Annotated in this window: 18 protein-coding genes; 10 read left to right on the forward strand and 8 right to left on the reverse strand. The window is 66.0% G+C overall.

The features are described from left to right. The 5 genes from GY769_04775 to GY769_04795 form a co-directional block, all read right to left on the reverse strand. On the reverse strand, positions 1-1,155 hold a 1,155-nt coding region (locus GY769_04775; protein MCP4201230.1), incomplete at its 3' end, for a hypothetical protein. A gap of 96 nt (positions 1,156-1,251) precedes the next feature. Continuing rightward, entirely contained in the window at positions 1,252-1,686 is a 435-nt protein-coding gene (locus tag GY769_04780; protein MCP4201231.1) for a hypothetical protein, read from the reverse strand. Positions 1,687-1,780: 94 nt separating this feature from the next. Continuing rightward, a complete protein-coding gene (locus tag GY769_04785) occupies positions 1,781-4,219 on the reverse strand; it encodes a TonB-dependent receptor (protein ID MCP4201232.1) in 2,439 nt (812 codons plus the stop codon). Between the two features lie 295 nt (positions 4,220-4,514). Continuing rightward, entirely contained in the window at positions 4,515-6,152 is a 1,638-nt protein-coding gene (locus GY769_04790) for a hypothetical protein (protein ID MCP4201233.1), read from the reverse strand. Between the two features lie 7 nt (positions 6,153-6,159). Beyond that, positions 6,160-7,527 (reverse strand): alkaline phosphatase family protein, encoded by a 1,368-nt coding sequence (locus GY769_04795; GenBank protein MCP4201234.1) that lies wholly within the window; start codon positions 7,525-7,527, stop codon positions 6,160-6,162. A 123-nt stretch (positions 7,528-7,650) separates the two neighbouring features. Between GY769_04795 and GY769_04800 the strand changes: the two genes are divergently transcribed. The 6 genes from GY769_04800 to GY769_04825 all read left to right on the forward strand — a co-directional run bounded on the left by GY769_04800 (position 7,651) and on the right by GY769_04825 (position 13,743). Further along, positions 7,651-9,114, forward strand: a complete 1,464-nt coding sequence (locus GY769_04800) for a hypothetical protein (GenBank protein MCP4201235.1) — start codon at positions 7,651-7,653, stop codon at positions 9,112-9,114. A gap of 13 nt (positions 9,115-9,127) precedes the next feature. After that, the gene (locus tag GY769_04805) at positions 9,128-10,309 is read left to right on the forward strand and encodes a hypothetical protein (GenBank protein ID MCP4201236.1); all 1,182 of its coding nucleotides are present in this window, start codon (positions 9,128-9,130) and stop codon (positions 10,307-10,309) included. Between the two features lie 95 nt (positions 10,310-10,404). Further along, on the forward strand, positions 10,405-11,382 hold the full coding sequence (locus GY769_04810; GenBank protein MCP4201237.1) for a hypothetical protein: 978 nt from the start codon (positions 10,405-10,407) through the stop codon (positions 11,380-11,382). 16 nt (positions 11,383-11,398) lie between these two features. Further along, positions 11,399-11,686: a ferredoxin gene (locus tag GY769_04815; GenBank protein ID MCP4201238.1), complete on the forward strand. Its 288-nt coding sequence runs from the start codon at positions 11,399-11,401 to the stop codon at positions 11,684-11,686. A gap of 174 nt (positions 11,687-11,860) precedes the next feature. Further along, entirely contained in the window at positions 11,861-12,289 is a 429-nt protein-coding gene (locus tag GY769_04820) for an archease (protein ID MCP4201239.1), read from the forward strand. After that, positions 12,286-13,743 carry an RtcB family protein gene (locus GY769_04825; GenBank protein ID MCP4201240.1) on the forward strand — a complete coding sequence of 486 codons (1,458 nt, stop codon included), beginning with the start codon at positions 12,286-12,288 and terminating at the stop codon, positions 13,741-13,743. Before GY769_04820 ends, GY769_04825 begins: the two co-directional genes overlap by 4 nt. 34 nt (positions 13,744-13,777) lie before the next feature. Here the strand turns inward: GY769_04825 and arsM are convergent, their stop codons facing one another. The 3 genes from arsM to GY769_04840 are packed head-to-tail and all read right to left on the reverse strand — an operon-like array spanning position 13,778 to position 15,908. Continuing rightward, the gene (arsM, locus tag GY769_04830) at positions 13,778-14,617 is read right to left on the reverse strand and encodes an arsenite methyltransferase (protein ID MCP4201241.1); all 840 of its coding nucleotides are present in this window, start codon (positions 14,615-14,617) and stop codon (positions 13,778-13,780) included. Continuing rightward, positions 14,614-15,162: a winged helix-turn-helix transcriptional regulator gene (locus GY769_04835; protein MCP4201242.1), complete on the reverse strand. Its 549-nt coding sequence runs from the start codon at positions 15,160-15,162 to the stop codon at positions 14,614-14,616. The genes arsM and GY769_04835 overlap by 4 nt, the downstream gene beginning before the upstream one ends. A 56-nt stretch (positions 15,163-15,218) precedes the next feature. Continuing rightward, entirely contained in the window at positions 15,219-15,908 is a 690-nt protein-coding gene (locus GY769_04840; GenBank protein ID MCP4201243.1) for a hypothetical protein, read from the reverse strand. A gap of 180 nt (positions 15,909-16,088) precedes the next feature. Between GY769_04840 and GY769_04845 the strand changes: the two genes are divergently transcribed. The 4 genes from GY769_04845 to GY769_04860 form a co-directional block, all read left to right on the forward strand. Continuing rightward, on the forward strand, positions 16,089-16,793 hold the full coding sequence (locus tag GY769_04845; GenBank protein MCP4201244.1) for an ABC transporter ATP-binding protein: 705 nt from the start codon (positions 16,089-16,091) through the stop codon (positions 16,791-16,793). Further along, positions 16,790-19,351, forward strand: coding sequence for an FtsX-like permease family protein (locus GY769_04850; protein ID MCP4201245.1), 2,562 nt, complete (start codon positions 16,790-16,792; stop codon positions 19,349-19,351). Before GY769_04845 ends, GY769_04850 begins: the two co-directional genes overlap by 4 nt. An 11-nt stretch (positions 19,352-19,362) precedes the next feature. Further along, entirely contained in the window at positions 19,363-20,169 is an 807-nt protein-coding gene (locus tag GY769_04855) for an outer membrane lipoprotein-sorting protein (protein ID MCP4201246.1), read from the forward strand. 19 nt (positions 20,170-20,188) lie between these two features. Next, the coding region (locus GY769_04860; GenBank protein ID MCP4201247.1) for a hypothetical protein at positions 20,189-21,227 on the forward strand (1,039 nt) is incomplete at its 3' end.

Here is a 21,227-nt window from a genome sequence, read left to right on the forward strand (position 1 = left end):
GGGATCGAGCCAGACACCGAGCCGTAATGCGGCGACCGGCGTCGTGCCGAGGAAGACGTACTCGGCGCCCAGATGGAGCTCCACGTCATCCTCGAGCACGACGTTGTCCGTACCGAACTCGACCTGGTCGACGCTGTCGAGAATGGTCGAGTACTCGACCCGATCCCACTCGAAAGCGAGAGTCAGACGCTCGTAGGGACGAAAAGAGAAGCCCAGTCCGTAGACGTCCGGAAAGGCGATCGGTGAGGTCGCCTGGTCGAGCAGCGCCCCGGGCGTGAGGCCGAAGAAGTCGCCACTCGGCCCGACGACGGCCTCGCCATCGAGTGTTAAGGCGGGCCCCTGACGGTAGAAGCCCCCCACTCGCCAGCGGGGCGAGAGCGCCGACAGGAAGCCGCCGGTGAAGCCCACGTCGGTGTCGTCGATGAGAATCGTGGTCTGGAGAGCCTGCCTCTCGGGTCGATACGAGGTCGGAGCAAAGGCCCCCAACACAGGGTCCACGTCGGGCAGAAACGGCTCGCCGGTGATCTCCGAAGCACTATCGAAGTAGACCAGCGACAACCCGAAGCTCAGCTTGTCGCTGACGCGATAGGCGCCGGACAGACCATAGCTCACGATCTCGAGGTCGGTTCGCGTCCGCACCTCGATGTGCCGTATCTGGCAACAGGTAGTGCCGCCGGAGAAGATCCCGTTCGTCTGGGTCCCCGATTCGAAGTCGGCGAGTTGGTGACGGTAGAAGGCGATCGACCCGTCGCCCCTCGGATAGACGAATGCGACGAAGGAGACGCCGCTGAGGTCGGCCGAGGAGGTCCCTTGTTGCAATCCGGCTATGACATCGACGCCGTAGCCACTCGGCTCGTTTTCGAGGCGCCCGCGGTTTGTGAACGGTGTCGAATAGCTTCTCGAGCGTCCCTCGAGCGACACTTCGGGCTCTGCGATCAGGACCAGGCCGGCCGGGTTGGCAAAGGCCGCCGTAGCGTCATCGGCCAGGGCAACGAAGGCCCCGCCAAAACCCAAGCTGCGCGCGCCCGGGTTCGAGAAGCTGAACTGCAGCAACGGCGGACCGACGAGTCCCGAGGGCACATCCTGCCCGAGAACGACGCCCGCCGTAAAGAGAGCGAGGACCACTGGCAACGAGGCCCGGACGGCTCGAGACATGATCGGTTTCCTTGCCTGCCGATCCTGCCAAAGGGGAGCACCGGCCGCACCACCCTCTGAGGTAGTTGTCGCAGCGGGCGGGCGTTGCGCCACCGGTCAAGGCGACTGTAGAAGGGCCAGCGAAAGGACCAGGACAAGGAAAACCAGGTGATAGACGAGCAGACCCCGAGCGAGCCTGGTCTGCTCTTTGACACCTTCTCTTCCTGAAGCGAGGCGCTGAGCGCCAGGGATGACCCTGGCGACCGCCAGGACCGCGATCGCTGCGAAGATGACCAGCGAAGCGTAGCCGACCCGGGCGGATGTAAGGCCGAAGACCACTTCGGCGACGATGCAGGTGAGCGCGGCGGTCATGACGAAGATCAGCAGCCAGGGGTTCTTGGTGACGTGGCGATAGTAGGTCGTGATGGGGGCGAGGGCGCTTGCGGGCAGGGTGTCGCGGGTCCTGTGGAGCAGGACGGAGACGTCGAAGACCAGATCGATGTAGATGATCGCGATACAGAAGCCGAGGCAGAAGAACAGGACGTGAAGCATGAACGTGCTCTCCGATTCAAGCCGTCGGCTCAAAAGCGAGTTCCGACGCTTGGCCGCCGTGTCGGCAGGAACCGATCTCTTATCCGGCAGCCCCCTAGAACGAGAAGGTTACGTGTGCCAGGGCCCGGCGTTCGAGGAGGTCGCCACCGAAAAACTCGAAGTGCGATTCATCGAAGACATTGCTGACGTCGAGACCCAGGCTCCAGCTATCGTCGAAGCGATGGTTGACGGTGAGATCGGCGACCTGGTACGAGGGCACTCGCGAGCGGTAGAAGCCCGCGCTCCAGTCGAAGCTCTCCGACCATCGGTATCTGAGGGCCGCGTCGAAGCGGTCGCCGACGTAGGTAACGCTCAAATTGGCCTTGTTCTTGGCTGTGTTTGGGAGGGCCGGATCCTCTGGGATGCGGTCCTTGACGTCGAAGTCGTAGTAGGCGTAACCGAGGTCGAGCGTCCAGGTGGTTGCGAGGGGGTGGGTGAGGGCGAGCTCGAAGCCCCGGGTGTCGACGCGGCCGAAGTTGATGGCCGAGAGCAGGGCGAAGAGCGGCTCGCCGTCGGCACCGGTGGAGAGGATAGCGAAGAGCTCGGGCGGCAGGTTGGCTTGCAGTGTACCGAGCAGCGCCGCGGCCAAAGGGGGCGGCAGGGCGGCGGGGGGTTGGTAGGCGGGATAGTTGTCGTGGATCCGCCCACCCAGGCCGGGGTTGAAGAAGGAGATGAAGTCGCTGATGAAGTTCTCGACCTGGTTGTTGAAGTAGTCGAGGGTGAGAAAGGTGCGCTTGCCGATGACCGCGTTGTAGCCGAGCTCGAAGGACCGGATCTCCTCGACTTCCAGGTCCTCGTTGCCGAGGGAGCGGATCTGAACCGGCTGATCGAACCCACACGCAACACCGCCCATGGCGCAGATGCCTTCGAGAGGCTGTAACGGCACCGGGGGCAGTACCGGCAGATAGAGGAAGAGGTTGACGTAGCTCGGGGTCAGAAAGGCCTCGCTGAAGGAGGCCCGGAGGGTCTGATCCGGTCGCAGGGCGTAGACCAGCGAGCCCCGGGGCGAGAACTGCGAGTCATGGAGCGAGGTGTCGTCCCAGCGCGCGGCGAAAACGCCCTTGAGCTTGTCCGTGATGTCGTACTCGATCTGCCCGAAGACCGCCTGGAAATCCTCGTCCCGTTTGCGGAAGGTCACGGTCTGAACGCCGCTGGGGCCGGCCGAGTCGAGGGTCTCCTCCATCGCCGAGACGCCGCCGACGACGAAGCCCCTGCCGCCCGCAAAGGAGCTGTTGCCCTGCAACTCCAGACTGACGCGATCGGAGTCGGTGTAGAAGGGATAATCGATGTTGAGAAAGGTCTGACCGTTGCCTTCCCTCCCCGTGTAGTAGCCGAGGACATTCCAGTGCAGACTGTTGAAGTTGACCCTCGTCCAGGGGCGCACCACGTCGGTTAGCTGCAGGCGGCCGAACTCGGTCACCTGAACCGGACCCTCGAAGTCGCTGGTGCCGGCCTCGACAACAAGGGTCTTGTCGCCGCCCAGGGTTCTGTCGAGGCGCAGGCTGCCGTAGAAGATCTTGTCCTCCTGGAGCACTGGCGGTACGGCCTCCAGCGGCAGGCAGTCGAACTGTCCCGGCTGCGTGCAGGGCACGGAGTACTCGACGGCGGCGACTCGGGAGCGGAAGAAGTCATCGCTTTCGGTGTACCCGCCCACGGCCTTGAGGTACCAGTGGTCCGACAAGCCCGTGGCGTAGCGCAAGTCGAGCTTCCGGGTGTCGAGCTCGCCTGCGGTCAGGCGTACCTTGCCCCCCTGGCTGTAGCGTGGCGCCTTGGTCGTGAGGTTGAGGGCGCCGTTGAAGGCGTCGGCGCCGTAGAGCGCCGATCCGGGGCCCCGGACCAGCTCGACGCCGGCGAGGTCGTCGAGAGGAAAGGAGATCGCCGGCCACTCCTGGGAGCCGAGGGAGGGTAGTGACACGTCGCGACCGTCGATCAGGGTGAGCAGGCGGCGATTGAAGGGATCGTTGAAACCGCGAACGTTGAGGTTGAACTCGTAGAGGCCGCCCTGGGCGATCTCGGTACCGGGCGTGAACTCGAGCAGCTTCGGTAGCTGGCCGCTGGCGGCCTCGCGTTCGATCTCGGGCTCCGGCAACGAGACCACCGACGCCGGCGCCTCGAAGATGCGCTCGCGCCGGCGGGAGGCGGAAAACACGGTGACGGCGTCGCCGAAGGTCAGCGCCCAGTCGACGGTCTCCTCGAGTCGAGTGGTGGCGCCCGCGGTGACGGCGAGGGGCGCCAGCGACCGGGTGTTGCGCCCGAGGGTCAGCTCGAGCGAATAGTCGCCCGTGTCGAGATTGCTGAAGGCAAAGCTACCGTCAACGTCGGTGATCCGGCCGGCTCCGGTCTCCACCAGAAGAACGTCGACGCCACCGACGGGGGCGCCGTCCAGTTGCAGAACGCGCCCCTCGATCGTGGCACCGCCGCGGTCGGCAAACGCCGGGGGAATCGCGAGCAAAAGCGGAACCGTCGCGCAATACACGACTCGCTTCAAATTCATATGTCCCTCCGTCGCTCGACCGTAGGAGGTCCTCGAGATCCTGGAAACACCCCGTTGGGTGGAGGCCCCGACCCGCCTGTTCGGGTGGTCGGCAACGGCGCTCGCGCGGATTGGGCCTCAACCTCGGCTCTCCTCGTGGTCCCTAAGTGAAGCCGGTGCTCGTGGACGCCGCCGACGATCCCCTCGATTGGCCCTCGTCCTGAAGTCTGGGATAGCTTCGCGCCGCGGACTGGACAATCTCGCTTCGGCCACCGAGATTCGCTCGGAGTTTGTACAAGGAGTCTTACCGTTTTGGTCAAAGGAACTTGTCCGCGAACTCGTGACTGTCCAGAATCTCGGCTGAGCGCTCTGGGCCGCGACCGTTGCGGATGGCGCCGGCCAGGTCGTCGAGTCCCGCCTGGGCCGGGGGCCGCTCGAGCATGCCCAGGAAGATCTCCCGCGCCAGCTCGCTGGGCGTGAGGTTGGCCCGTTTCCTGGCGAACTCTGGGCTTTCGAAGAGCTTCCGGCAGAGGTCGGCTCCGTCCCAGGTGCCGTCGGCCAGTTTCTTGGCGTATCTTGTGAGGACCTGGGGCTTGGGCTCCCGCCCGAGGATGCCGCGGAACGCGTGAACGACCCGGATCCGAGCGCCCTCGGTCGGGTCGTCGGTGTCCAGACGTCGCTCCCGGGAGGCGCTGTCGAGGTAGCCGTCCCGAGTGGACACGACGCGCAGGTAGTAGGTTTGATTCGGGGCGAGGCCGGTCAGGAGGATGTCGTGCGAGCGAACCATGGCGGTCTCGGCCACCGAATCTGAATACGAGCCGGGACTCGTCCCGTACTCGACCCGGCTGGTCGCCGCAGCATCGGTCATCCAGGTCACGCGGGCCTCGCCGGCTCCGGTGGCTCCTGATAGCGCGAGCCGGACCTCGGAGATCCGTAGGAACGGAGCCTCCCGGGCAACCCACCCCGACGAGTGCTCTTGGGTGCGGTCGATGTAGGCGAACTGCGCCGCGACGCCGACCTTGCCATAGGCGCCCTGGTAGTCGTCGTAGCTAAAGCCGGCAATTTGACGGGGCTTGGCCGGCTCGATCCCCAGGCTTTCGTTCCAGACGTTGAAGGCCGTAACGTTGATGAAATCGGGTTGGGCGCTCCTGGCTGCCGACCACGACTCGTCGTAGGTCGCACCGTCATTGCGCGGCTGGACCTTGTGAAAGGCCGGATCCGGTTGATGCCGGGTGTTGTTGAAGCCGGGCGAGGTCGAGACACAGGCGATGCCACCGTTGTCCTGGATGCTCCGCACCCATCCGGCGTACTTCGAGAGGTCCCGCCCGACGGTCGCCCACAAAAAGAGCCCGTCGGAGTGAAACTCGTCCATCCTCTGCGGCCGGCTCTCGGCGCCGTTGGGAAGCAAGATCGAGCTGTAGTAGCTGCGGTGGATGCGGTCATAGACCGTCCGCCATTCATGCGGAGGAGGGTGTGAGTGGCTCTTCCACTGGAAGATGACCGGGCGCTCGGTCTCGGCGTCCGGGGAGTATCTGGTCGGCCGGACGATCTTCCAGAAGGCGGGGTGGTCGGCGTAGGTGTCGAAGATGTACTTGACGTCCTGCTCGAACTCGTCGGGATCCTGCCAGCGATCGTCGCGCATGATGGTGACCTGGAGGCCTTCCCGCGCCGCGGCGTCCAGGATGTCCGGCATGCGCGCGTCGACGTCGCTGGTGTGATCACGTCCCCACCAGGACACGGCCGCAACACCGATGTTGGCGCGCTTCATCCACTTCATGTGCCGGCGCAGGACCACCGGATCCCTGTTGCTGTAGACCCCCAGGCGCGGGTAGAGGAAGCTCGAGATGTCGTCGTTGGCGGGCTTGTGGTCGTTGCTTTGCCACTTGTACCAGCGGCCGTTTTCGGCCGGCGTCTGGTGCCAGGCGAAATAGAAGGCGATCAGGTGCGGGTTCATCTCATGGCTAGGGTTGAAAGGCGCCCCGACTGACCGGTGCGTTCCCGGTTCCCTCGCGGGTCGGATAGATCCAGAACCGGACCCACGGATCCTTGACTCGGATGTGCATGATATTGGGGCCGTCGAAGTACTGCTCGCCCTGACTGTTGCTGACCAGCTTGACGACCCGGTTCCAACCGAACGGCGTGGCGACCGGCGAGTTCAGGATGTAGCGGGCGCGCTGCCCCAGGCTGGTGGTCTTCTGGTTGATCGGGCTCGACATGAGCTCGTGGAGCCGAAAGCTCTCCGATCCCCGGTTCAGTCTCATGGTGGCGTGGTAGGAGTTGTGCATGTCGCCGGTGAGAAACACCGGCTGCCGAAGACCGGTCTCGTCGCAGAGGAACTGGAGAATCTCCTGCCGCTGGGCCTCGTAGGCTTTGCCACACCACTTGTCTCGGCCGGGGCTTCTGGCGTCGACTTCGATCACCTCGGCCAGAAAGGGCACGGCCGTCACGACAAACTTGAGGTCGCCAGGAAAGCGCCTCAGCCAGTCGAAGAACGCCGTCATTTGTGTGGGGCTGATCATCTTTCCCGTGGACTCCCGGCGCTCGGTTCGGATGTCCATGACAAAGAAGCGGACGTCGCCGGACGAGAACTCGTAGTAGAGCTTGCTTGAATGGGACTGGGGGTTGTGGCTGTGCTGGTATTCCCGGTAGACCCTGAGCGCGCGCCGCTTGAAGGTCCTCATGTCGAAGAGGCCGGTCTCGGTGCGCACCGCTGGTCGATCATTGCGGAAGTTGTTCCGGATCTCGTGGTCGTCCAGGATCATGTAGTGGGGCAGGCGCGTGAAGAGGTTCCGGACGGGTGAGCGTTGCCAGGTCTTGCGGTACTGCTCCCGGTAACGGTCGACCTCGGGGTCGGCGGCCCGTGGGTAGTAAATCTGATCGCCGCAATGGATCATGAAGGCGGCGTTCTCTGTCTGGGCGAGCTCGGCGATCCTGAGGAAGGCGCTGTCGGAGTGCTTATGGCGGGTGTTGCAGCTCCCCAGCAGGAAATCCAGGGTGTCGGTGGTCGCGGGGAAAGTCTTGAACCGACCCTGGGGGTGGGTCGGAGTGACTCTCGCTCCGGGACCGGCGTTGGCTGTCGCTCCGAAGCTGAGCTCACAGGTGTGCTCTTCAGCGGGCTGCAGGCCAGAGACCTCGATGACTCCGGTGAAGTCCTTGTTGGGCTTGAGAGTCTTTCGGGCCTCGACCGGAGCGGCGCCGCTTGCAGGAATGACGCGCAGAAAGGCCAGCACACGGTCGGAGCTAGACAGCGAGCTCCGGGTTTCCGCGGACGCGCGCACCCAGATCCGGACCGAGTCCTGGGTCGTGTGTCCGATGAGAAGCTCCGCCATTACGGTGACAGGATACTCTGACAGCCTGTCGGTCAGAAGTCTTCCCTGAAGGGTCAACGATCCGCGCCATGACAAACACCGCGCCCGGGTGTAGATTCAGCGCAAAGCAACGGAGGTGAGTTGATGAGCGATCTGATGGGTCTAGTGAGCACCGGCGGCATCCTTCTGATCCTGTTCTTCGCCCTGGTATTCGTATATCTGCTTCTCAAGACGCGCTACAAGAAGGCCGGTCCCGACGAGGCCTTGATCGTCTTCGGCCGCAAGAAGCTGTTCGGCCGCAGCGCGGTCGTTGGAGCCGAAGGCGAAAGCGTGGGCTACCGCATCGTGCGCGGCGGCGGTACCTTCATCTGGCCGGGTTGGGAGGCCTTCGAGCGACTGTCGCTCAAGATGATGACGCTCGAGATCAATCTGCCGCATGTCTACACCGAGCAGGGCATCCCGATCAACGTCAAGGCGGTCGCCCAGGTCAAAGTGAGGCCGACGCCGGCGGCGATCAACCAGGCCGCCGGCTCCTTCCTGGGCGTACCCACCGAACAGGTCCAAGCGACGATTCAGGAAACCGTCGCCGGCCATCTGCGGGGCATCGTCGGCACGCTCACCGTCGAGACGCTTTATCGCGACCAGAGGTCGTTCCAGGACAAGGTGCGCGAGGAGGCCCACCGTGATCTCGACGCCATGGGCTTCGAGTTCAAGTCGTTCGTCTTCCAGGAGATCCAGGACGAGCAGGGCTACCTCGACGCGCTGGGCCAGCCCAAGATCCAGGAAGCGCTCAAGATGGCGCGGATCGCCACCGCCAACGCCGATCGCGACGCGGCTCTGGAGGAGGAAGCGGCTCGCCAGAAGAAGGAAGAAAAGCGCCTCGAGGTTGACACCGGTATCGCCGAGGCCGACAAGGGACTGTCACTGAAGAAGGCCGCGATCAGGAAAGAGGTCGACGTCGCCGACGCGCAAGCGGTCAAGAGCGGCGAGATGGAGATCAAGCTGCAGAACATCCGCATCGCGGAAAAGGAGGTCGAGCGCCAGAAGCTCGAGCTCAACGCCCTCGTGCGCGAGAAGGCCGACGCCGATCGCTACAACATCGAGCAGAGCGCGGCGGCCGACCGGCGGCGGCGCGAGGAGGCGGCCGAAGCCGTCAAGGCCGAGGGCATCGCGCGCGCCCAGGCGGAAGCGGCCGAACGCAGAGACGTCGGTCTGGCCGAGGCCGACGCTATCCGGGCCAAGGGTGAGGCCGAAGCCGAGGCCCGCCGGTTGCTGGCCGAAGCGCTCAAGCTCTACAACGAAGCCGGTCTGTCGATCGAGGCGCTCAAGGTGCTGCCCGACATCGCCGCGGCGGTCTCCGAGCCGCTGTCGCGTGCCGGTGCGACCACGATCATCAGCCAGGGCAACGGCGGGAGCGGCGGCGGTACCGGTGCCGCAAAGCTCACCGAGGACGTGGTTCAGGTGTTGAGCCAGCTCGGCCCCATCCTGCAGCAGCTTGCCGGAGTCGATCTCGACGATTTCCTGCGCGGCATCGCCGCGCTGCCCGGCGCCGCGGCCGCCAACATGAAGCCGGCTAAGGAGGGCGAGAGTCGGCCGGCTGCCGAATGACCCCGGCTGACCCATGAAGGTGCAAGAGGCGCGGCTCGAGGACCTCATCAGGCGCCTCGAGGCCGAGCGCGGCATGGGCCAGAAGGTCCGCCTGCTGGTCGGCTCGTGGCCTCTCTTGCGCGAGCTCTCGCCTCAGCAGCGTGAGCGCGTGGCGCTGGCGGTCGGCAGCCGCTGGGCCTTGCGCCACCTCGAAGGCATGTTCGGGCACCCGGACAAGCTCTCCGAGAACCAGCTTCGGGTCCAGGCCATCTTCGAGAGAATGAGCGACGCCGATGTCAACGAGCTGCGCAGGCTGGGCGAGGAGATCAGGCAAGGCGGTAGCTCGGCAGCTCGGAGCCGCTTGCTGGGGGCCCTGGAAGACGCGCTCGAAGAGAAGCTCGCGGCCGAAGCCGGGACCGACGTCGGGCGGCCGCCACCGCCTGCCTGGCTGCCGGCGACCCTGTTGGAAGAGTTGGATGAACCGGCTCGACCCACTCGGACCGCTCAGCCGGAGCAGCCTCTGCCGCCGGTGCCGCCGGAGATCCCGGAGCAGCTCGGCCCAGTGGACGAGCCCGAGGAAGCAGACTCGCCGCAGCCGGCCGTGGCGCGGGCCGAGCTTGCCGAGCCAGGCGTCGACCTGGAGCGCCCTGAAGCGGTAGACACCGAGCCGACTCGAACGACGTCCGAGGGCTCGCTGGAACTCGCAGGGGCGGCTGCGACGGCGGCTGCAACGGCCGCGCCGGCTGCAAAGATCAGCCGCCCGGAGCTCGTGCACGAAGCCGCGGAGTCACCCGCGGAGGGCGCCCAAGAAGAAGGGGCGTTCGAGGCGGCATCCGAAGAAGCACCGGCCGGCCGTCGGCACCGGGACGCCGTCACGCTTTCGGCGGTCGACTCACTCCGCGCCTTGCGGCGGCTGGCGAGCGGCGAGACCGCATCGTCGCCCGCCGGGCGCGCCGCGATGATCGCCAGCCTGGGCTCGGGCTGGGCCGCGCGGCGTGCGGTGTCGTCCATGATTCGCTCGCGCTCCGCAGCGGATCTCGACGAAGCCCTGGCTCTGATCCGGAGTCTTGCGAGCGCCACCGAGCAGACCTGGTGTCTGGGGGACCTACTCCAGCACTGGCAGCTCGACGACGTTGGCCGCGAGCGCGTCCTCGCCGCCGCGCCCACGGAGGCCGCGAGAAGGCGGCTGGCGCGGCGAGCGGCTCGGGCAGGGTAGCGGCCGGTTGAAGAAAGTGCTTGGCCCCGGTCATCCGTGGTTTACGATGTGGCGAGGGGATTAGCCCGTCGCCGGACGGAGAGGATGGAGCCGCCATGGACACTTCGACGATCCCAGCCGTGGACACACGTCTCTCGCTGCGTGATCGACTCGGTCGTTGGCGGGTGCGCTGGTCGATCGGCCGCGGGAGCTATCGTGTCGAGCCGGGGCTCTACAGGATTGGCCGCCCGGGACCGGAGTCGCCGGTGCTGGTCACTGCCAACTACAAGCTGACCTTCGACGCGCTGCGATCCGAGCTCGACGGAGTCGACGGGTGGATCCTGGTGCTCGAAACCCAGGGCGTCAACGTCTGGTGTGCTGCCGGCAAGGGGACTTTCGGCACCGACGAGCTCGTGCATCGGATTGCCGCAACCCACCTGGCGGAGGTTGTCTCGCACCGCAAGCTCGTTGTGCCACAGCTGGGCGCGACCGGCGTCGCGGCCCACGAGGTCAAGCGCCGGTGCGGCTTCCGGGTTGTCTACGGCCCCATCCGCGCTGCGGATCTGAGAGCCTTCCTTGCCAATCGGATGCGTGCCTCGGAGCAGATGCGGCGCGTGACGTTTGGCCTGCGTGAGAGGCTTGAGCTGGTCGGGGTCGAGGTGGTTGGGGCGCTCAAGTGGATCCTGCCCGGACTGCTTGTAGTCCTGTTGTTGGCCGGTAGCAGATCGGCTCTCGGCGCCCTCGGAGCGGCTCTTCCGGTCCTTACAGGAGCCCTGGCCGGTAGCGTGCTGGTGCCGATCCTGCTCCCCTGGATTCCCGGCCGCGCCTTCTCGCTCAAGGGCGCTTTGGTGGGGGCGGTCGCCGTCGGCGCCGCGATCGCCCTGACGCCTGGCGACTACCCCCTACTCGGCAGCGTTCAGTTGTTTCTCTTCGGAACGGCGGCGTCTTCGTTTTTCGCTATGCAGTTCACCGGCGCGACGACTTTCACCTCGCCCTCGGGAGTCGAGTGGGAGATGAAGAAGGCGCTGCCATTTCAACTCGGAGCCATCGTCGTGGCGACGGCCATCGGCCTCTGGCGTCTGGTTGTCGGGTGATGGGAATAGGGCAGTCATGATCGCAGTTCGACCAGGGCTCAGCTACATCCGGGGCGTGACGACGCTCACGCTCGACGCCGCGAAATGCAACGGCTGCCTGCTCTGCTTGAAAGTGTGTCCGCATCCCGTCTTCGGGCCGTTGAAAGGCTCGGTCGAGATTCTCGAGCCCGACCTGTGCATGGAGTGCGGCGCCTGTGTGAAGAACTGCTCGGAGGACGCTCTGAGCGTCAATCCGGGTGTCGGCTGCGCAGCCGCGATCCTCAGAGGCTGGCTGACTCGTTCAGGCACGGAGTGCCGCCAGTAGCGGCCTCCTTTTAGGAGACGCCGGTGCGATCGAGCAGGCGCGGTCTCAAACCATCTGGCCGTCACCGCACGGCCTGAATGCTGGCAAAGCAGGTCAGAGGAGCACGGAGCGCATTACGGACGAGCATCGGCGCGCCGTCAGGCGTAGACTGGTAAGAGGAGGATCTAGGGGCCCATGGCCGGCTATCGATTCCTGGAGCACACCGCCGATGCCGGCGTCGAGATCCACGCCCCGAGTCGGACCGGGGTGTACCGGCTGGCTCTCGAAGCCCTGACGGATTGTCTGACGGTGTTGGGGAAGGTAGAGGCCAGGGACGAGGAGCCGGTTTCGCTGCGGAGCGGTGGACTCGACTTGCTGCTGGTCGATTGGCTGCAAGAGCTGCTCTATCGCTTCGAGACCTCCGGTTTCGTGGCTCGGGATACGGAGATCCGGCTGACACCCGAGGAGGATGGGTGGGTCGCCCTCGACGGGGTGGTCGTGGGCGAGCCGTTCGATCCCGCCAAACATCCGCTGAAGCTGCCGGTCAAGGCGGTGACCTATCACCAGCTGGTCTTCGAGCCGGCCGCCGACGGGTACTTCGCGCGCGTGATCTTCGACGTATGAGGCCAGGACGAGACATCACGATCGAGCGGATCGACGCCAACCGATGGCGCGTTCCGAAGTCGGGCGGCATGCGGGTCGATGGGATCGTCTATTCGAGCGCCGAGTTGATCGAAGATCTGCTGGGCGATCCTTGTCTCGAGCAGGTGGCGAACGTGGCCCACCTGCCGGGCATCGTCGGCGCTTCGCTCGGCATGCCGGACATCCACTGGGGCTACGGTTTTCCGATCGGCGGAGTGGCGGCGATGGATCCGGACAACGGCGTGGTTTCGCCGGGCGGGGTGGGCTATGACATCAACTGCGGGGTGCGCTTGCTGCGCACCGATCTGACGCGCGATGAGGTCGCGCCGCACTTGAAGGATGTGGTCGAGGAGATGTACCGCAACATCCCGACCGGTGTCGGCGCCTCGCGGAAGGACCTGCGGCTGACGGTCAAGGAGCTGCGCCAGGTTCTGGCGGACGGCGCAGAGTGGGCGGTGGGGCAGGGATTCGGGCAGCCCGAGGATCTCCTGGTCCTCGAGGAAGGCGGGCGGCTTTCGAATGCACGACCCGATCTGGTATCGGCGCGGGCGCTCGAGCGCGGCCGCTCGCAGCTCGGCACACTCGGCTCGGGCAACCACTTCGGCGAAGTGCAGGTGGTGGCCGAGGTCTTCGATCAGCCAGCGGCGGAGGCGCTGGGACTCGAAGTTGGCCAGGTCGCCGTCACCCTGCACAGCGGTTCGCGCGGTCTCGGCCATCAGGTGTGCACCGATCATCTCAAGACCATGGTCGAGGCCGGCCGCCGCTACGGCATCGAACTGCCGGATCGGCAGCTCTGCTGTGCGCCGATCCGGTCGCCCGAGGGGCAGGCCTATCTGGGCGCGATGTCGGCGGCCGCGAACTACGCCTTCGCCAATCGGCAGGTGATGACCGATCGCGTCCGGCGGAGTTTCGACCGGGTGCTTGCAAGCGCGCTCGGACGAGCTTGCCGAATCGATGTGGTCTACGACGTGTGCCACAACATCGCCAAGTTCGAGGAGTTCGAAATCGAAGGCAAGAGGCGCTCGATCTGCGTTCATCGCAAGGGCGCGACGCGAGCCTATCCACCCGGGCACGAGAAGACCCCGGAGGCCTACCGGAAAGTGGGGCAGCCGGTGCTCATCCCGGGCGACATGGGGCGTTACTCGTTCGTCCTGGTCGGAACCGAGACCGCCTTCGCCGAGACGTTCGGTTCAACCTGTCACGGCGCCGGCCGGCGTTGGAGCCGGAAGAAGGCCAAGAAAGAGGCGCGGGGCCGAGACCTCCTGGGCGAAATGACCGAGCGCGGCGTCGTGGTGCGGGCAGCCGGCATGAGGACGGTTGCCGAGGAAATGCCCGAGGCCTACAAAGACGTCGCCGCGGTCGTGAAGGTGGTCGAGGCGGCCGGGATCTCGAAGATCGTCGCCCGGCTCGAGCCGATCGGAGTGATCAAGGGTTGAGTCGCACCCCTGGCGATGAGCTCCAGCCAGTCGATCAGTCCGCTTTCGTGGCGCGGAGAGTGAGGGAGTGGACCGTGCCGCGGATCTCGTCGTAGGAGACGCCGGTGCGCTCGAGCAGAGCGCGGGTTTCGTCGTTCATGTGGTCGGTGTCGGTCCATCCCACGGCGGCGAGGTAGTCGACGTCTTGGAGGATCTCCGGCTCTGCGAAGCCGGCCTGACGAATCATCTCCAGATACTCATCGCGCCGGATCGCGGTGACGATGCAGTTGGCGTCGCCCATCTCGCGCACCAGCGTGGCGGGCAAGGGTCTCTCGAGGACGATGTCGGAGACGACGGTGCGACCGCCCGGGCGCAGAACGCGAGCGATCTCGGCGTAGACCGCCCGCTTGTCGGGCACGAGGTTGATCACGCAGTTGCTCGTGACGGCGTCGATCGAGCCGTCGTCGACTGGCAGGGCCTCGAGCCGGCCCTCTCGGAACTCGACATTGGCGTAGCCGCCCCGGCGGGCGTTGTCGCGTGCCAGCTCGATCATCTCCGGCGTCATGTCGACGCCGATCACACGGCCGGTGGGGCCGACTTGCCGGGCGGCGAGAAAGACGTCGATGCCGCCGCCGGATCCCAAGTCGAGCACGGTCTCGCCCGGCTGGAGGTCGAGCGCGGGCACGGGCGCGCCGCAGCCAAGGCCCATGTCGGCCCCGGACGGGAGCGATTCGATCTCGTTCTTGTCGTAGCCGAACTGTTCCGAGCACCCGCGGTCCGCCTCGGAGTTCCGGGTCGCGGCATCCTCGATGACTCGGCGCTCGGCGATGCGCGAGTACTCCTCGCGGACTCGCAGTACGGTGGATTCGGCCTCGTTCCCGTTCGCATTGGTCATGACCTCTCCTTTCGGTCGCTTGGTTTTCGAGCCTCGAGAAACTCGTGGATCGGCTTGAACTGATCGTCGGAGAGCTCGCCGGCCAGGCGGTCAATGGCCTCGAGCAGATCGAGCAGACCTCCGATCACGCGTTCGCGGCGGTGGAGCGGTAGCTCGGCGATGAGCAGTTGAGCGAACTGCTCGTTCTGCTCTTCGATCTGGCGTGCCTGGGTTCGGCCGTCGGCGGTGAGGCGCATGCGATAGGCGCGACCGTCCTTCGGGTCAGAGACCCGTTCGACCCAGCCGCGGGCCTCGATGCGCTCGACATTACGGGTCAGGGTGCTCGGCGCGATGCCGAGACGCCTGCTGAGGACACCGAGCCGCATCGGTCCCTCGAGGTACAGCACCTGGAGGGTTGCGGCCTGGGCTACGGTCATACCGCCGCAGGCGACGTTTGCCCGTTCCGAGATCTGCTGGGTGCGGGTCAGTGCCCGCAGCCCCTCGAGCAGAAACTCGGCCTGCTCGGCGATCCGAAGGTCAGAGTCCTTTTTCGTCCGTTTGGGCATATAGTTGTAGAATACAACTATATGCCATCGGTGTCAACCGCGCCGAACCCAAGCGCTCACGAAGGCGCCCTCGGACTTCGTAGCTTGTCCTCCAGCCAGGGCGCCATCTTCTGAGCCAGGTCGTCGCGGTTGGCGTGGGTGACCTCACGGAGGATGACGCCCGGGCGCCGTTTGACCTCGGCGATCAGTCCGGAGCCGGAACGCGCGACCGTGGCGACGATCCAGAGGGAGGTATCAAACAGGCGGCGGACGGCTTCGACGAAGCTTCGGGACAGGCATTCCATCTTGCCGATCTCGTCGATGATATAGAGATCGACGTCGGGCAGCAGGCCAAGGGTCGTATCAGCCAGCCAATCGATCGCCGGCACGTCAACGCCGTACTTGCCGACTCCCGGCACCCCGCTCAAGTCGACGTGGGCGATGGTTGAGCGATCACCACCTAAGGTCACGGCGCGAAAGCCGACCCGTCGCCCGCGCTCCCGGATCTCCTCGGTGTAGAAGCCCGCCAGCCGGTGGGCCGCCAATCGCCGTGCCAGGTCGCGGACGACGGTGGTCTTGCCGACGCCGGGTCGGCCGGTGAGTAGAACGGAATGGGTCAGTCCGGAGCCGCCTTGTAATACACGCCCTGGATCAAGCCGCCCCTGCGATCGAGGGGACCGAGCGCGTTGCGGAAGTTCACCGGTAGATCCTAACTCTCCGTGGGGGGCCAGTCGGTGTAAACGCCAAAATGCAGGTGGGGAAGCCACCCCGGCCCCCGGCCGTCCTCACCAATAGACGCGACATCGAAGACGAAAACTCGCGGACAACGCGCGCCGCCGCTGCGCGTTTTCGCGCCGGAAATCGCGTACTGAAGTAGGGGAAGCGAAGTGCCACGCTCCTGCGAGCGCGGGGAATCGTGACCCATCGCGGCGAGGAGGAGTCTCCCCATGATCAAGCTGGACCGGGTAGTCAAGATCTACGACGGCAAGAGCCGGGTGGTTGCGCTCGACGAGGTTTCGTTCGCGGTCGGGCGAGGAGAGATGGTGGCGGTGATGGGGCAGTCCGGCTCCGGCAAGTCGACGCTGCTCAACCTGATCGGTGGACTCGATCGGCCGACCAGCGGTTCGGTATGTATCGACGGCGTTGCCCTGGGCGGTCTCGACGATGACGGGCTGACACGGGTGCGGCGCGAGAAGATCGGTTTCGTGTTCCAGTTCTTCAATCTGCTGCCGACGCTCTCGGCCTTCGACAACGTGGCGCTACCGCTGCGCCTGCGGCGGCGGCCGACACCCGAGGTCACCGCGCGCACTTCGGAGATGCTGGGGCTCGTCGGCCTCGAGCCGCGCGCTCGGCATCTTCCGGACGAGCTCTCCGGAGGCGAGTGTCAGCGGGTGGCGATCGCCCGCGCACTGGTCATGAAACCCAAGGTCGTGTTGGCCGACGAGCCCACCGGTAATCTCGATTCGAAGACCGGCGCAGAGATCCTGGACCTGCTGCGGCGCCTCAATCGAGAGCTGATCTCAACGCTGGTCATGGTGACCCACGATGCGACCGCCGCGGCGCACTGCCACCGGATTCTGCAACTGCGTGACGGCCGCTTGGAGAACGACGAGCGCCTGGGCGCAGCGGGCCAGGAGGTTGCGCACGGATGACGCTGTTTCTGCTCAAGGGCGTGAGCTGGCCCTACTTTCGCCGGCACTGGGTGATCAGCCTGCTGACTGCCGCGGGCGTGGCCATGGGCGTCGGCGTCTACATCGCCATCGAGCTCTCCTCGATGTCGCTCCGCGTCTCGATGCGCCAGACGGTGAATCGCATCGCCGGCAGCACCCAGCTCGAGGTGACGGCGGGAGAGGTCGGGGTGCCGGAAGATCGGCTCGAGCTCGTGCGCGCGGTCTCCGGCGTCGCCTCGGCCCAGCCCGTCGTCGAGGCCACCGTCCGGCCGGTCGAGCTGAGCGAGACCGCGCTGATGGTACTGGGGATCGACTTTCTCGGCGACCGCTCCGTTCGCGAGTGGGATTTCAGCGAACAGGATGTGTTGGATGATCCTCTGATCTTCTTGGCACAGCCCGATTCGATCTGCATCACGACCGAGTTTGCCGCGCGTCACGGTCTCGAGCTGGATCAGAAGATCGTCCTGGAGACCGGTCACGGTCTTCAGGCGTTTACTGTGCGCGGCATGGTCGAGGCCAGCGGACCGGCGACGGCGTTCGGCGGCAACATCGCGGTGATGGACCTCTACGCGGCGCAGTACATGTTCGCGCGCGGCACCCAGCTCGACAGGATCGACGTCGTTCTGGAAGAGGGGAACGAGCTCGGCGAAGTCAAGGCACGGCTCGCCGGGGCACTGGGCACGGGCTTCGACGTGGCGACCCCGGCCAGGCGCAGCGCCCAGATGGAGGCCTCGATCCAGAACTTCGGTGCCAACATGAGCTTGAGCTCGTGGCAGGCGACCTTCATTGCCGTCTTTTTGATCTTCAACGTGTTCGCCGTGGCGGCGGCGCGGAGACGCCGAGAGATCGGCATCCTGCGCTCCCTCGGGGTCACGCGTCGCCGGATCCGAGGGCTGTTTCTAGCCGAGGGGGCGATTATGGGCGGCCTGGGCACCCTGCTGGGCCTGGGTGCGGGCCTGCTACTGGCGGGCGGCGTGACGGCCTTCACCATCCAGCTGACGGAGATGGCCTACGGCCAGACCCACAGCGCCCCGGAACTGGTCATCGAACCGCGGGTCCTGGTCACCGGCTTTCTGCTGGGGATTCTCAGCGCCCTGGCGGCGGCCTATTTTCCAGCGTGCCGGGCGGCCCGGCTCGACCCGGTGGAGGCGCTGGCGGTGGGGCGCTTCCGCAGTGCCGGCACCGAGCATAGCCGAGGGCGCCTCTGGGCGGGGGTCAGCTGCGCCGCGCTGGCTGCCTTTGGTGTCTTTGCGCTGGCGCCGCGCGGACTTCCGGGCACGATCGTTACGCTGGGTTTGATCAACCTCGCGGCAGTCTTCCTGGCGCCCTTCCTGATCGGGCCGATCGTTCGTCTGATGCGCCCGGCGCTGGGGCGGGTCTTCGGCGTCGAGGGGCGCCTGGCGGCGGAGTCGCTGATCCAAGCGCCCCAGCGAACCTCGGCCACGGCGCTGGCCTTGATGCTCGCCGTGGGTTACGTGATCAACCTCGGGGGGATGGTCTCCTCCTATCGCAACTCGTACGAGAGCTGGCTCGACCAGGTGCTGAACGCCGATTTCTACATTCAGGCGTCGGAGCGGTTTGTCTCGCAGTCCTACCGCATTCCTCCCGAGTTCGCCGACCAAGTGGCCGCGGTGCCGGGCGTGCGCTGGGTCGAGCCGTACCGAGCTGTGCGGCTGGACTACCAGGGCAAGCGGCCGATGATGCTCAGCCTGCCGCTCGAGCTGACCCACCAGCGGCTCGAGTCTCCGATCGTCAAAGGCGATCGCCGGGAGTACCTGGAGAAGTCGGAGCGCGGCGAGGGCATCGCGGTCTCGGACAACTTCGAGCGTCTCTACGGGGTCGGAGTCGGAGACACGCTGACGCTGCCCTCTCCGACCGGCACCGTGTCGCTTCCGGTCCTCGCAGTGGTCAGAGACTACTCCTCCGATCAGGGGACCATCTGGCTGAATCGCCGACTCTACGTCGAGCGCTGGCGTGACGAGACCATCGACATCCTGGACGTGATGCTCGAGCCGGGGGTCGACAAGGCCGCCGCGGCGTCCGCGATTCGCCAGCGGCTCGCCGGAAGCACCAACCGGCTGTTCATTCTGACCAGTGCCAACCTGAGGGCGGTCATCAACCGCATCCTTGACCAGTTCTTCGGCATTCTCTACATGCAGCTCGCCATCGCGCTGCTCGTGGCCTTGCTGGGCGTGGCCAACACGCTGGTGATCTCCGTCGCCGAGCGGCGCCGCGAGTTGGGTATTCTCAAGGCCCTGGGGACCGAGCGGCGTCAGGTGGTGCGTCTGGTTGTCGCCGAGGCGCTGGGGATCACCGCGGTCGGCGGACTGCTGGGTTACGTCCTCGGGTCCTATCTGATTCGGTTCTCGGGCACCGCGTTGACGGCCAATATCAGCGGCTGGACGCTGACCTACGCGTTTCCCTTTGGGATCGCGGGCAGTCTCATTGTGCTGCTGACGCTGGTCGCCGTCGCGGCGGCGCTCTATCCGGCCCGCATGGCGCTCAAGGTTTCGCCGGCCGAGGCGCTGGTCTACGAATGAGGGAGGCAGTAATGAGAGCTCGGGGACTTGTGATCGTTGTCTTGGCGGCTGTTCTGGGACCGGCGTCGCTCGCCCGGCCGGCACCGGCTGATGCGGCCGATGCCGAGCGTCTTGATGGCCGCGCCCTGATGGAGCGTCTCGACGAGAGCCAGAGGACGGACTCCGGTTACGCCGAAGGGCTGGTGACGGTCGAAGACAAGGGACGGGTGCGCGAGAAGGCATGGCGCGAGTGGCGCCTGGGGTGGGGTGGGGAAGCGCGCGGGCTGGTGCAATTTCTCGAGCCGGCCGAGGTCCGTGGAGTCGGCCTTCTGACCCTCGGCCATTCGGGCAAGCCCGACGAGCAGTGGTTCTATGCCCCGGCCATGGATCGGCACCGCCGCATCGCGCGGGTCGAGAAGTCAACCCGCTTCCTCGGTACGCACTTCACATACGAGGACATGGAGCCACGGGACGTCGATGACCACGAATACCGGCGGCTCGGCGACGGCGAATTGGAAGGAGCGCCCTGCTACCGAATCGAGGCCCGTCCGAGATCGGAGACCGAATCCCAGTACTCCAAGGAGATCTTCTGGGTCCGCCGGGATCCCCTGGTGACCATCAGGGTCGAGGGCTACGTCGAGGGCAAGCTCCGCCGCACCTTCCACGCTTCCGATGTGAGAACGGTCGAGGGCATCGCCACCGCGCACCGGTGGGCGGTGGACGACGAGAAGCGTAGCGGTCGCACCACGCTCGTGCTGCGCAACGTGCGCCATCACCTCGAGCTGGAAGAGGAGTTATTCTCGCGGGAGGCCATGCGGGTGACCCACTCGCCGCCCTAGCCGCAAGCCCGGAGGGATGATGCGCGCTGCATCCACGTTGATTCTGTTGCTGTGGATCGGTCTGTTCCCGGCCGGCGCGGAGGCCGACTCCGCCGAAGCCGTGACCGAGATCGAGGCCAGCGCGGACGCTTTTTCCGACGACGAGCCCTCTACGCCCTCTGAGCAGGGCTGGCTGAGGATCGCGCCCCGGGTGACGCGGCAATTGTCGCCAAGCATGCTTTTGACTGTGGCCCCTGTGCTCGAGGCCGACACTCACGGCGACGTGGATCGCGGCCGGCTCTACGACGACGAGGATCGCGGTCCCAGGCGAGCGCCGCTACGCTTCGAGAGGCTCTCGCTGCGCTTCGATTTGGGGACGGTCAAGGTCGAGATCGGCAAGCAGCCGCTAACCTGGGGCCGAACCGATGCCATCAGCCCGACCGACAATCTGACTCCGCGCGACTGGACCGATCCGTTGCGGGAAGTGCGTCTGTCGCCCTGGGCGGTGCGGGTCAACGTCGAGAAGAGGCGCTGGGAGGGAGAGCTTGCCTTAGTACCCCACTACACGCCGTCGCGCCTGCCTCGACTCGGTGGCCGCTGGGCGCCGGTCGAGCCGGTTCGCGTCGCCAACCCGATCTTCCCGGCTGCCGGTCCGCCCGAGCTGGAGGTCGAGCTCGACTTCGCCGAGGCGGAGTTTCCGAGCACCACGTTCGACAACGTTCAAACCGGGGTGCGCTTCGGCCGTCGCGGTGTGCTCGCGGAGTGGGCCGTCTCCTACTACCGCGGCTTCGATGACGCACCGCATTTTGATGCCTTTGTCGGCGAGCTCGATCCGGCAGCGGCAATCGTGCCGGTGACTCTGACGCCACGGTTTTCCGAGCTCGAGGTCGTCGGCGCTGACGGAGTCTGGCTGGCCGGCGCCTGGGCGCTGCGCGCCGAAGCAGGGCACTTCCGGTTCGCCGAGGATGTCGACGACGACTTCCTGCTCTACGAGATCGACACCGAGTGGACGCGGAGAGCCTGGCGCCTGGTCGCCGGCTATGCTGACCAGTCGGGCGGCGAGCGTGCCTCCGGCTCGA

This window comes from bacterium, assembly GCA_024224155.1.
Classification (GTDB): Bacteria; Acidobacteriota; Thermoanaerobaculia; order Multivoradales; family JAHEKO01; genus CALZIK01.